The 13,250-nt window shown below is 46.7% G+C and carries 9 protein-coding genes; 2 read left to right on the top strand and 7 right to left on the bottom strand.

Annotation, left to right across the window (positions count from 1 at the left end):
* Positions 1-5: 5 nt before the first annotated feature.
* Genes NYE58_RS07480 through NYE58_RS07490 form a run of 3 tightly spaced genes read right to left on the bottom strand, consistent with a single transcriptional unit; the run spans position 6 to position 3,931 of the window.
* Positions 6-1,229, bottom strand: a complete 1,224-nt coding sequence (locus NYE58_RS07480; protein ID WP_341001514.1) for a Ger(x)C family spore germination protein — start codon at positions 1,227-1,229, stop codon at positions 6-8.
* The gene (locus NYE58_RS07485; protein WP_036681452.1) at positions 1,222-2,325 is read right to left on the bottom strand and encodes a GerAB/ArcD/ProY family transporter; all 1,104 of its coding nucleotides are present in this window, start codon (positions 2,323-2,325) and stop codon (positions 1,222-1,224) included. The genes NYE58_RS07480 and NYE58_RS07485 overlap by 8 nt, the downstream gene beginning before the upstream one ends.
* Positions 2,273-3,931, bottom strand: a complete 1,659-nt coding sequence (locus NYE58_RS07490) for a spore germination protein (RefSeq protein WP_341001516.1) — start codon at positions 3,929-3,931, stop codon at positions 2,273-2,275. The genes NYE58_RS07485 and NYE58_RS07490 overlap by 53 nt, the downstream gene beginning before the upstream one ends.
* Positions 3,932-4,100: 169 nt before the next feature.
* Between NYE58_RS07490 and recQ the strand changes: the two genes are divergently transcribed.
* Entirely contained in the window at positions 4,101-5,936 is a 1,836-nt protein-coding gene (gene recQ, locus NYE58_RS07495; RefSeq protein ID WP_038569203.1) for a DNA helicase RecQ, read from the top strand.
* Positions 5,937-5,951: 15 nt separating this feature from the next.
* Complete coding sequence (locus NYE58_RS07500) at positions 5,952-7,859, top strand: B12-binding domain-containing radical SAM protein (RefSeq protein WP_341001518.1); 1,908 nt, start codon at positions 5,952-5,954, stop codon at positions 7,857-7,859.
* 1,619 nt (positions 7,860-9,478) lie between these two features.
* On the opposite strand, the gene NYE58_RS07505 is transcribed toward NYE58_RS07500, so the two are convergent.
* Genes NYE58_RS07505 through NYE58_RS07520 form a run of 4 tightly spaced genes read right to left on the bottom strand, consistent with a single transcriptional unit; the run spans position 9,479 to position 13,032 of the window.
* Complete coding sequence (locus NYE58_RS07505; RefSeq protein ID WP_339811625.1) at positions 9,479-10,429, bottom strand: alpha/beta hydrolase; 951 nt, start codon at positions 10,427-10,429, stop codon at positions 9,479-9,481.
* A gap of 27 nt (positions 10,430-10,456) precedes the next feature.
* Entirely contained in the window at positions 10,457-11,425 is a 969-nt protein-coding gene (locus tag NYE58_RS07510) for a type I phosphomannose isomerase catalytic subunit (protein WP_038569207.1), read from the bottom strand.
* Positions 11,426-11,473: 48 nt separating this feature from the next.
* Complete coding sequence (locus NYE58_RS07515) at positions 11,474-12,076, bottom strand: class I SAM-dependent methyltransferase (protein ID WP_341001521.1); 603 nt, start codon at positions 12,074-12,076, stop codon at positions 11,474-11,476.
* Positions 12,076-13,032, bottom strand: coding sequence for a TIGR01212 family radical SAM protein (locus tag NYE58_RS07520; RefSeq protein ID WP_038569209.1), 957 nt, complete (start codon positions 13,030-13,032; stop codon positions 12,076-12,078). Before NYE58_RS07520 ends, NYE58_RS07515 begins: the two co-directional genes overlap by 1 nt.
* Between the last annotated feature and the right edge of the window lie 218 nt (positions 13,033-13,250).

Consider the following 13,250-nt stretch of genomic DNA (forward strand, 5'->3'; position numbering starts at 1 on the left):
CATATCTAGTCTTCTTTAAGACCGACTCTTTCAATATTCGTCTTCACATTAAGTTCTATAGAGAGATCAGAATACTGTTGCTCCCAGTCATGTTTGTCACGAACATTAGCTTTCCAGTAGGAAGGAGCATATGCACGAACATATTCACCCATACCAAAGATATCCGAGTGAGCCTGTTGCGTCTGTTTAATCAGATGGTCGAATCTGGTGAGGACTCCTTTTTGAAAGTTGGCCTCAAGTTTTTTTAAATCCTGGCTGGAATCAATACGAATATTATTACCTAGGTGCTCATCTAGCGCTGCTTCTAAAAAAATATTTATAGTGATATGGGGTTTGCCGTCTTTGATTTTAACTTTAGACCTTGTAAATCGGTCGTTAAATTTAAGAGTCAGTGGGCCAAAGTCCTCTGAATTGAACATGACGGAATAGCCCCCAGGATCAAGACCTTTCATGGACATATATGCGCCAATCTCAATGGGAGTAGTCGAACCGACCATAACGCCTCCGCTAAAGTAAGCAAGACCTTTTATCAACATATTGTCTTTTTGATGTAAAGACACATAAGGCAGATAACCGCTCTCTCCCCATTTAGATTCAGCTGACCAGAATACGCCTATATAGTTAGCTGGGAACTTTCCGGATCTCACGGCTTTTTCCATGGTGGATAGGATATAGAGGGTTGGAACTCGCTGAAGTGGTGGATTAATATTCATAAATTTAGAAGCCTCGCCTTCGGACACTAATAACCAGGTACGGCGACGGACTTCAGGGTTGCGGCGTAAATAATCATTTAAATCCGACAGGTTTTTGCGTGCAAAATCCTCGCTGATGATAATCACCCGAAGATGGATGAGGTAACGTGGGTCAGAGATCTGTTGTTGCAAATTGTTTAAGGCATCATCTAGTGAGTAACCGTAAACTTGTACAACCCAAACCGGATTTTGATTCCCCCCGCTACCTTCTCCCCCGCTGCTAGGACCTAACGGAACTCTCCCTGGAACTGCAATTTGGGCGGTCACACGGATTTTGGGCAAATTAATATTTGCGCTTTTTAGATGTGTCGTTTGATCATCTTCGGTTTTACTATTTGCCGGCACTGAATCTATAGACAATCCCAGCACTAATGCACGATCTTCAATTTCGAGCTGGTCCCAGCAGCCCGTAAGGAATACAAATACCAGAGAGAGAAGGAGGAGAAGACTAATGCGCTTGTTAATTACTTTATTCATTCGATAGCCCTCCTTTTTGCCGAATCAGAGCTATTAACCATAAAAGAAGAGGGTAGAGAGTCAAAAAAATTAACCCGATAATCGCTGTGACGGAAGAAAAGGTATAAACCTGATAAATATTTCTTGGCAAAAGTGAAAAGACGAAGATAAGTGGAAGTGAGAAGCTTGATACAAGGCGGTGATCTTTGTACCGAAATACTTGCTGAAGTGAATATGCTGCTAAGTAGTAGTTCGTAAAAATGGTAGTAAATATAGATATTACCCAAACAGTAATAAACAGCGCATCGAATCGTTCTAGTAGTCCTGCACCAATAGAAATGGAGCGGGCGGTTTCTAAGGTTGGATAAGCGAGTAATTTGGTTTCTTGCGCTCCGAACATTCCTAAAGTGGCCGCAACAATCATTACATAGATGAAGCCAATAATAAAAAGGGCAGCAGCTCCTGCTTTAAGCACTTGCTGAGGTTTTTTCATTAAAGGAACCAGCAGTGTGATGACAAATGTGCCCTGATAAAGGGCAGCTGAAGTGACAGTCCCTTTGGAAAAGCTTGAAAAGGTGATGTAATTTCCAGTGAGTGGAAGTAAGTTTAAAGCATCTACATTTTTCATGGCTACTAATATAATGCTGAGAACGGTTAACAAGATGAAAGGCAAATAAAAAATATGTACATAGGTGAATTTCACAATGTTTCTGCGGATAGATAAAGCAGCCAAAATAAGCATTAATAGAATGACCGCTTCGATAGGTGTTTTTTTAAACACGACCGCAACACATACCTCTCCGAATTGACGCATGGTAATCCCGGCAGAGAAAGCAAAAAACAAAGAGATAAGTACATTGAAAATATCCGCGATGCTTCTCCCGACTAACCGGCGGCTGAATACAAACAGAGTTTCATTGGGGAATTTCCGACATACAGCGGCTGTAAACCAGCAGCCTAGAAATGCAACAGGGATGCCTGAAGCCGAAACCAGTGGCGCCCCGCTGTCTCCAGCTTCAGCCATATAACGGGGAATACTCAAGATACCTATTCCAATAATCGTACTAACGACTACTGCCACGACTTGGATCGTTGTTATGGGGCGGTTGTTGTTCATCGAGTTCACCCTTCTCCTTAAAAATCTGATCTGAATACGTCGTTGGTAACTCATGAGCGAGACGAGTAGGGTCTTGAGTGTTCAAGAAGCTCGGACGTCTTCTCATCCACCATAAGGGGACACGAATCAGACTGTCCTTCACATCTCTCCATTTCGTGGGCACATATGGTGTCATGTAAGGAACGCCAAAGGATTCCAAGAATAATAAGTGATTCACGATAACGATGGTACCTAACATGACTCCGTAAAGACCAAAACAACCGGCTAGAATAATCAGTGGAAATCTTAGCATTCTGGATGAGATAGCGGCATTATAGGCAGGGGTGGCAAAAGAACCGATAGTGGTTATAGCGACAATAACAACGGTTGTCGGACTTGCTAGACCTGCTGAAACAGCAGCCTGACCAATAACAAGAACACCTACAATAGAAAGGGCGCCCCCAATCATTTGTGGTAGACGAATAGTTGCTTCGCGGAGCACCTCCATGAAGACCTCCATAATCAGAACTTCCAAGACCGCTGGAAAAGGAACGCCTGCTCTACCCCCTGAAATCGCTACGGCAAATTCGGTAGGCATAAGCTCCGGGTTGAAGGAGATGACGGATACATATAGAGCAGGGAAAAAAAGAGAGAACAACAGGGCAATTAGTCGAATCCCCCGGATTAGGCTGCCTACAATAAAACGTTCCGAATAGTCGTCTATGGTCTGAAAAAATTGATTGAACAATGCAGGGACGATGAGCGAGAATGGGGAGCCATCTACCAGAATGATGACTCTTCCTTCCAATAAGGCTGCCGCTGATTTATCCGGACGTTCTGTTGGTTGAACCTGAGGAAAAGGAGATAATGGGTTATCCTCAATGAATTGCTCGATGTACCCTGCATCAAGGATGCTATCTGTGTTTATCATGGATAATCTCTTCATCACTTTTTCAACCAATTCAGGATCTACTATCCCTTCTATATAGCACACAGCAACCTGTGAGCGTGTCCGCACACCAAGCGGAGCAGTAATAACCCGGAAATCTGGCGTTTGCAGCCGATAACGGAGTAAGGAAAGGTTTGCCTCCAAGTTTTCTATAAAACCTTCGCGTGAGCCACGAATTACCTGCTCGGTCTGTGGCTGTTCAATGCTGCGATGTTCGATTTTACGCAAATTGAAGTGAAGTGCTTGATCTATACCATCTATAAGGAGTACAACGCTCCCTTCTAATAGAGCGAGTGGCAGAGAATTTAAGTCCTTCGTTCGGTTCCCAGCCGCTATTTGTATGGTCGTATTCCAGATGAAATCAGGCAGATCCTTGCGCTCTTCAGGAATTGTCGAGAGATCAGCGGGAGGGCTCATTAACGGTTTAAGCACATGCTCATGAATTTGATTTTGGTCCACCAAAGATGAAAAAAAGATAATTACCGCATCATATAAACCGTATACCCGAAAATTACGCACAACGAGATCTGCATCTTCTCCAAAAATTTGGCTAATGGCTTTAATATTATTTTTTAGGTCGGGATCTAGTGGCTTTTCCGAACGCTGATCAGGAATGGTGGGATCTTCGTGCGTTTTTTTTTGCTTAAAAGAACTATAGTTTTGCTTCCAGTTTTGCACGGCTATTCCCCTTTCCTAAAGAATGATGATTTTTAAAGCTTGGCTCAAAAGCGCTCCTTTTATGCAATTTTTCCAAAAGGAGAAACGAAAGAAGGACTTCTAGAGTGTTGCTCATTACACCATTGACCGCTAAACTAAAGATAGAAACGCCTAAGGAGTCATGATAGATATGAAGATGCAAGCACCTACTATTGAACAGGCGCAGGCTGAGCTGCAAAAATATTACGGTTATCCAGACTTTCGGGATGGCCAGAAAAAGATTGTTCAGAACTTGCTGGAAGGACGCGACACATTGGGAATCCTCCCTACGGGTGGCGGGAAATCAATCTGTTATCAGGTTCCTGCACTGCTCCTGCCAGGGCTGACACTGGTGATATCACCACTGATCTCGCTGATGAAAGACCAGGTGGATGCGTTAACTACCGCGGGTATTCCGGCAGCCTTTATTAATAGCACGTTAAGCGGAAAAGAAGTGAATGAGCGGATTCGGGCTGCCCGGCGGGGTGATTTGAAGCTGCTCTATGTTGCGCCCGAAAGGCTTGAGCTGGACTGGTTCCGTCTGGAAATGGCTGAGCTGTCAATTTCCTGCGTGGCTGTTGATGAAGCGCACTGTGTATCCCAGTGGGGGCATGATTTTCGGACAAGTTATCTGTCTGTGTCTCCATTTGTAGATGAGCTGCCTGACCGGCCGATCTTGGCTGCATTTACTGCCACGGCGACGCCGGAGGTTATGGAGGATATGGTCCGGCTGCTGCGTTTGCGCGAGCCGGGTATTTTCATGACGGGACTAGGAAGAGACAATCTGGCAATGTCCGTGCTGCGGGGAGAGAACAAGCGGGAGTTCGTTATGGATTATGCGGCTACGCATTCCCACCAGCCGGGGATTGTATATGCGGCAACCCGCAAAGAAGTAGATGATCTGTATCAGAGGCTGCAGGCCTCTGGCATAGCGGCAGGTCGCTATCATGCGGGTATGAATGATCAGGAGCGGGCAGATAGCCAGGAAGGGTTCCTCTATGACGATATCCGGGTTATGGTGGCTACGAATGCCTTTGGGATGGGGATTGATAAATCCAATGTCCGATACGTAATTCACTACAATATGCCCAAAAATATGGAAGCTTATGTTCAGGAAGCGGGTCGTGCTGGACGTGACGGGGAGCCGAGTGAATGTATTTTGCTGTTTAGTGCGCAGGATATTATGACGCAAAAGTTCCTGATCGAGCAGAATCCACAGGATACTGACCGTAAAGCTAACGAATATCGCAAGCTTCAGCAAATGATTGATTATTGCTATACTACTCGCTGCTTGCGCAGTGCCCAGCTGGATTATTTCGGGGAAGAACATGGGGACAAGCCATGTGGTATCTGCAGCTCATGTACGGATGAACGAGAGCTAGTGGATATGACCGTCGATGCGCAAAAGATCTTCTCCTGCATTCACCGCATGCGGGAGCGTTATGGTGTAGCGTTGGTAGCATCTGTGCTGAAAGGCTCTCGCAATCAAAAGGTGATGCAGTACGGCTTCGATAAGCTGCCCACACATGGGGCGATGTCGAGCCGGACGGAGAAGGAAATCTCAGAGAGTATCAATGTGCTTATCTCAGAAGGGTATCTTGCCTTGTCGGAAGGCCAGTACCCTGTAGTACGGCTACAGCCTCTGGCTGCCGAGGTCCTGCGCGGACAGCGTGAGGTGATGCAGCGTGTGGCGCGGCCTTCGCGGGCAGGCACAACATCCGGTACGAGAGTTCGTAGTCGGGGGCATGACCTGTCGCCATCAGCCGTCAATGAGACTGTCTTTGAGCAGCTGCGTCTTATCCGGCGTGAATTGGCAGGACGCGAGCATGTGCCATCGTACATTATTTTTAATGATGCCACGCTGCGTGAGATGAGTGTGGTTTGCCCGCAGACCGAAGCGGAAATGCTGAGGGTAAAGGGTGTTGGGGAAGTGAAATACCGGAAGTACGGTAAGGCATTCTTAGAGTTTTTTCAAAATGAAATGTAGAAAAGGTCGTGTAGCATGAAAATCGTCCTGACCACGTTAAACGCCAAATATATTCATACCTCACTCGCAATCCGCTTGCTAAAAGCGTACAGTGAGCATGAATTTAAGGATATTCATTTGGCAGAGTACACCATCAAAGATCCCGTGATGAATATCGTGTCCGACTTGTTTCAGAAACGGCCAGATGTGATTGGCTTCTCCTGTTATATCTGGAACATCGAAGAGACGCTGAAGCTGATTGGTATTCTTAAGCAAGTGATGCCTGAAGTTACGATTGTTCTCGGGGGACCTGAAGTTTCGTATGAGCCGCTTCATTGGATGAAAAGAGAAGCTGGCATTGATTTTATAGTTAACGGAGATGGGGAAGAGACGTTCCACCATCTGCTGCAGGAGCTAAGGGATGATCGGAAGTTTCACTTTGTGTATGGAGCCGCTTATCGCAAGGGAGAAGAGATCATTGTCAATCCACCACGTCCCAAAAGCGATCTGAATACGCTGCCTACGCCGCATCGTTTTCCTGAGGATATTCCAGATTTGAGTAAACGTATTGTTTATTTTGAGACGAGCCGCGGATGCCCATTTAACTGCCAGTTCTGTTTATCCAGTATTGAAGTAGGCGTACGTTATTATGATATTGAACGAGTGAAATCTGATCTGCTTTATTTAATACAGAATGGCGCCAAAATCATTAAATTTCTGGACCGTACCTTCAATATCAACCGCAACTATGCGATGGAAATGTTTCAATTCCTGATCGATAATCATCAAGGCTGCGTGTTTCAGTTCGAAATTACCGCAGATATCATGCGGCCGGAAGTTCTGGATTTCCTATCTAAGAATGCGCCTCCGGGTATTTTTAGATTTGAAATTGGGGTGCAATCTACCAACGATGAGACAAATGAGCTTGTTAAACGCCGCCAGAATTTCAAAAAGCTGTCCCGTACCGTAATGAAGATTAAGGCAAGCGGCAATATCGATCAGCATCTGGATTTGATTGCCGGACTACCTATGGAGGATTACAGTACCTTCCGTAAAACGTTTAATGATGTATTCGTTATGGAGCCGGAAGAGCTACAGCTAGGATTCCTCAAAATGCTGCGGGGAACGGGGCTGCGGGCGCAAGCGTCTAAATATGATTACACGTATATGGAACACGCACCTTATGAAATCCTTAGCAGTCATATGATGCCTTTCTCAGACATTATCCGTTTGAAGCGGCTTGAGGATGTGCTGGAGAAATACTGGAACAGCCACCGGATGGACCATACGGCCAAGTACTTGATCCGTCATGTATTTGATTCGCCATTCGATTTCTTTCAGGAGTTCGGTGACTACTGGGAGGAGAGAGGCTGGCAAAAGATTGGCCATCAGCTGGAAGATCTCTTCACCCGCTTGCAGTCCTTCCTGATAGATCGCGGGACGCCATCTATGGATGTTATAACTGGCTTGATGAAGCTCGATTATTTCCTTGGACACAAGTACAAGCCGCGCAAAATCTGGTGGGATTTCGTGCTGGATAAATCGGATTGGTCGAGCTATTTGAAGGATATCGCGGCTAATCCGGGTCAAATTTCTGCCCAATTGGCTGAAGCAGGACTTAACGAAAGAGAACTGCAAAAGTATACTGTGCTGGAAGTGTTGCCATTCTCGCTGGAAGCGGTGTTGGATTCCATCAGCGGCATGCGTGCCGATGAGGGCCTTGAGGATGGTGAAGCTGATATGGCTAATCTGGAGGCGTTGCCTTCGGCAGACTCGCCATTACAGGAAGCAGCAGATAGTAGTTTAGAAGAGACTGCCCAACCATCAAGCTCGGCTGTAGCTGTAGCGGAGCCCGCTTCCATTAGGGAAGGGCGCACGCTACTAATCGTAATGTATCAGCAGAACGAGAGCCAACGCGCTCAGTACTACACACTGCCTTTGTGATAGGCGGGTGGAAGGATAGACCGTTCCTTAATGGGACGGTCTATTTCTTTTGCCTTGTGCGCTAGCGCATCTGAGTCCGGAAGCGGCGTGGGAAGTGATGATGTGTAGTTAGCGTCATCTGGGTTCGAAAGCGGTGAGTAACCCGTCGCAGGCGGACCCAGGGGACCTTATACGTGGAATTATCCTGTTTTTTGGATGCTAACGGACCGCATAGTCGCTATTGGCATGAAAAACACCCAATATGGACCTGTTTCGCATGAATAGCTGCACTGGAGTCCGAAACCTAGCTCAAATGTCTGGAAATTAGCAAATAGCGTCCACTGAGTCCGGAAGTAGCAGGGGAGAGTAATGATGTGTAGTTAGCGTTAGCTGAGTCCGGAAGTGGCGGGAGAAAGTGATGTGTAGTTAGCGTTAGCTGAGTCTGAAAGTAGCGGGAGAATGTAATTAGTGTAATGACTCGGCGCAGGCAGACCCAGCGGACCTTATACGTGGAATTATCCTGTTTTTTGGATGCTAACGGACCGCATAGTCGCTATTGGCATGAAAAACACCCAATATGGACCTGTTTCGCATGAATAGCTGCACTGGAGTCCGAAACCTAGCTCAAATGCCTGGAAATTAGCAAATAGCGTCCACTGAGTCCGAAAGTAGCTGGGGAGAGTAAAGATGTGTAGCTAGTGTCAAATGAGTCCGGAAGTGATGAGTAACCCGTCGTAGGCGGACCCAGGGGATCTTATACGTGGAAATATCCTGTTTTTTGGATGCTAACGGACCGCATAGTCGCTATTGGCATGAAAAACACCCAATATGGACCTGTTTCGCATGAATAGCTGCACTGGAGTCCGAAACCTAGCTCAAATGTCTGGAAATTAGCAAATAGCGTCCACTGAGTCCGAAAGTAGCTGGGGAGAGTAAAGATGTGTAGCTAGTGTCAAATGAGTCCGGAAGTGATGAGTAACCCGTCGTAGGCGGACCCAGGGGACCTTATACGTGGAAATATCCTGTTTTTTGGATGCTAACGGACCGCATAGTCGCTATTAACACGAAACACACCCGATATGAACCTGTTTCGCATGAATAGCTGCACTGGAGTCCGAAACCTAGCTCGAAAGGCTATAATTTAGCAAATAGCGTCATCTGAGTCCGGAAGTAGCGGGAGAGTAATGATGTGTGGTTAGCGTCAACTGAGTCCGGAAGTAGCAGGGGAGAGTAATGATGTGTAGTTAGTGTCAACTGAGTCCGGAAGCGGAGGGGAGAGTAATGATGTGTAGTTAGCATCATCTGAGTCCGGAAGTAGCGGGGGAAGGTGATGATATGTAGTTAGCGTCATCTGAGTCCGAAAGTGGTTGGGGAGAGCGATGAGCTGAAGACAGCGTCAACTGAGTCCATTAGCGGTGGCGGAAGTTTATCTACTAAAGTTCAGATGCGCGGAGGAACTGGAGATTGTTAGATTGAGAAGTCTGCTGAGAAAAGCTACGCAAACCGCAAACCGCAAACCGCAAACCGCAAACCGCAAACCGCAAACCGCAAACCGCAAACCGCAAAGAAACGACCCCCCAAATAACGGGGGCATCGCTTCTATATTGTCTCATAAATTCACTAACAACCGCGTTTTTTTCTTAACTTATCGTTGTAACCTCTGAAGGAAGGTGGCTCTCTAACCAGTTGAGTACATCGGCTGTGACTTGATCTCGATTTACTTCATTTAGCATTTCGTGTCTGCCTTCTGGATAGAGTCGGTACTCAACGTCTGATACTCCTCGTTTCTTATACAACTCCGCAAGACGGGGAATGCCTTGACCGTTCATCCCGACAGGGTCCTTATCCCCACCAAATATATAAATGGGCTTACCTGTACATAATGTGCTAAGTGATTCCTCAGTATGAATCTCTCTTAGGAGGTGGAAGAAACCACGGAAAAAGCGGGTTGTACAAATAGCTCCGCAGAATGGATCGGAAATGTACTTATCTACTTCCGCAGTATCGCTACTCAGCCAGTCAAATGTTGTTCTGACCGGGGAAAAAGCACGGTTATAGCTGCCGAATACCAGACTGTTCAGCAGTACACTACGATGATGCTCACCCTTTAGCTTAAGCTGCGCGCTAGCCAAAGATTCTCCAATACGCAGCATACTGCGTGGACCGTTTGTCCCGCTTAGGATAAACCCTGAATAGATTTCGTTGCCTTCTTCGCACATGAGTTTTTGACCCAGAAAGGAACCCATACTGTGTGCGAATAAAATGATGGGCATTCCTTCATGCTTGGAGAGTGCTGCGGCACCTACCTGCAGAAGATTGCGCCGCATCCAATAAAATCCGTCCTCCCCAACATCACCAAGCAGATTGACTTGACCAGCGGTTCTACCATGTCCCCGGTGGTCATTGGCATATACTGCATAACCAACCCCGGTTAAAGCTTCCGCAAAACGAGCGTAGCGGGCAGCAGTTTCACACATCCCGTGTGAAATTTGCACAATTCCTCTAACTGGCACATCGGACTCAGGTAACCATTCATAGACATGGATGGTTACACCTATGGGATCCGTTAGAGTAAAGCTGTTTTCCTTCATGGTCCATTCCTCCTAAAGGTTCTCGACTTATGGTAAATAAGAGCGAAGCACAGTAGAATGACCCTCGATAGTATAACGGCCTAGGTTGGAAGGAATCAGATAACATTCCCCTGCGGCATAAGGCTGGGAGCCGCCTTCCCAAGTCAGATGTCCGCTGCCTTCGCAGATAACCAGAATAGTGAAGCTGTCTTCTGAAGTGGTGAGATCCCATGAACCATTTACGATCCCTTTTTCGACAATAAAATAAGGTGAAGCGGCAAGCTGCAGCCACTCTCCAGGCACTGCATGATCGGTCTTCATCGAAGTAGCGCCGGCGCCTTCATAAGCTGTAACATTCAGAGAATCCTCGATATGAAGCTCGCGTGGTTTTCCATCTAGACCTGGACGGTCGTAGTCATAAATACGGTATGTAGTGTCGGAATTCTGTTGAATTTCCGCTACAACGACACCAGCGCATAGAGCATGTACCGTTCCGGCAGGGATGTAGAAGGAATCGCCAGCGGAGACAGATACCTCTTGAAGGCTATCCATAACCGTGCCGTTTTCCAGTGCTTCGCGTAATGTTTCACGGTCTACGCCTTCTTTAAGGCCGTAGATGATTTTTGCATCTGGCTTAGCGTCTAGTACGTACCACATCTCTGTTTTACCCAGTTCACCTTTAGGCAATCCTACATAATCATCCGTAGGGTGGACTTGAACGGAAAGGTTGTCGTTGCAATCCAACAATTTGATCAAGAGTGGAAATCTTCCGCCAGCTTCTGATATTCCCTTGCTTCCGAACCACTCATGACCAAATTGCTCACGAATTTGATCCAGACCTTGTCCAGCTAATTCTCCATTAACCACCGAAGATGTTCCATTCGCATGATCGGCAATCATCCAGCCTTCACCAATATGACCTTCTGGTAGATTCAGGCCGAATTTCTCCAGCGCGCGGCCACCCCAGACACGTTCTTTAAACTCCGGTTGAAATTTTAAAGGATATGGTTGTGTCATTCATAATCTTCCTTCCCAATTACAAGATTGTTTGATTGTTTACAAAGCTTAAGATGGGGAACCTTTTTTCTTCTCGAGGGCAATTACATACGGTGCGTCCGTGCGCTGCAGCTGGCGATATACAATGCTCTGCGCTACCTTAGGGGAAACAGTCGTTGCCCAAGCTTCAACAGCGGCGGCTTCGAGATCTCCGCCTGCATGGCCAGGATACAGTACAGCTGTAATAATTCCCCCCGGACGCAGCAGCTGAAGTGAAGCTTCCAGGGCTGCAATAGAGCTGTCCGGCTCAGTAATGATATTCTTGTCGGCATCGCCTGAAGGCAGATAGCCAAGATTGAACATTACAGCACCAACGGTGCCTGGCCAGTTAGCCGGGACGGCTTCTGCCATTTCGGCATGGCTGCGTTCCAGTAAGGTAACGCCAGAGAGTGAAGAAGTTTCCTCCCGCGCAAGCCGGAGACGTTCTTCTGCCAGCTTCAGCGCCGCAGCTTGAATGTCAAAGCCGTAGACTTTGCCACGAGCTCCGGTTGTTTTGGCTAGAAAAAGCGTGTCAGCACCAGTACCTACAGTTGCATCAATCGCACGGTCACCTAAAGTCAGCCGCTCAGAGATTAATTTATGAGCAAAGCTTAGAACGGACATAAAGCCCATTAGCCCTTCCTCCAATACTTACCCTGCCAAGTATCACGAGCAACAAGCTCATCGTCAATGGCATTTAGCACTTCCCATTTCTTGAGACTCCACATCGGTCCAACTAAGAGATCCCGTGGGGCATCTCCAGTCAAGCGATGAACAATCATCTCAGGGGGCAGAATTTCAAGTGAATCAGCAATCAGCTTCACATACTCGTCCTGTTCCATGAATCGGAGCAATCCTGCTTCATACTGCTTCACCATTGGTGTTTTGCGCATGAGATGCAGAAGGTGAATCTTAATTCCCTGCACATCCATGCGAGCTACAGCAGATACCGTTTCAAGCATCATTTCGTGCGTCTCCTGTGGGAGACCGTGAATGATATGGGTACAGATTCGAATATTGTGACGGCGCAGCTTCTCTACAGCCTCCACATAACACTGCGTATCATGCGCCCGATTAATAAGCTCAGAAGTGGAGTCATGTATAGTCTGAAGACCCATCTCTACCCAAAGATACGTACGCTTGTTGAGCTCTGCTAAATATTCGACTACATCATCGGGCAGACAGTCAGGGCGGGTAGCAATAGACAATCCAACGACACCAGGCTGCTGCAAAATAACTTCGAAATATTCTTTCAGTTCTTCGACCGGAGCGTACGTATTAGTATAGGCTTGGAAGTAACCGATATATTTAGCATTTGGCCATTTCAAATGCTGTCTGTCACGGACGTTATTGAATTGTGTGACTAGGTCATCTCGGCGGCTTCCGGCAAAATCACCAGAACCTCTGGCACTGCAAAATGTGCAGCCTCCCTTAGCGATGGAGCCGTCACGATTGGGACAGGTAAAGCCTGCATCAAGCATAACTTTGAATACCTTGGTGTTCATGTGTTCACGCATTTCGTAATTCCAAGTATGAAAACGTTTATCTCCCCAAAGTTGCGGAGGAGAAGTGTATTGAAGATTAGACACGAGAAGCCCCTTTCTGAAAATATAATTATGGATAAGTTCCCTTATCCTTATATTTTTCTGAGACAGATGGCGTCCTTATCCCAGAGAACGCACAGCCGTTTCTTATAATCCAATACATTGTATCAAAAAACCGAGCTCGGCGTAACATTGACTCCCCATAACGGCATGAAAAATAGGCAGGAAATAAGGCGCTTTCGGCTTGAAAATGCTTACATAGT

This window comes from Paenibacillus sp. FSL L8-0708, assembly GCF_038009325.1.
GTDB classification, from domain to species: Bacteria; Bacillota; Bacilli; order Paenibacillales; family Paenibacillaceae; genus Paenibacillus_AQ; species Paenibacillus_AQ odorifer.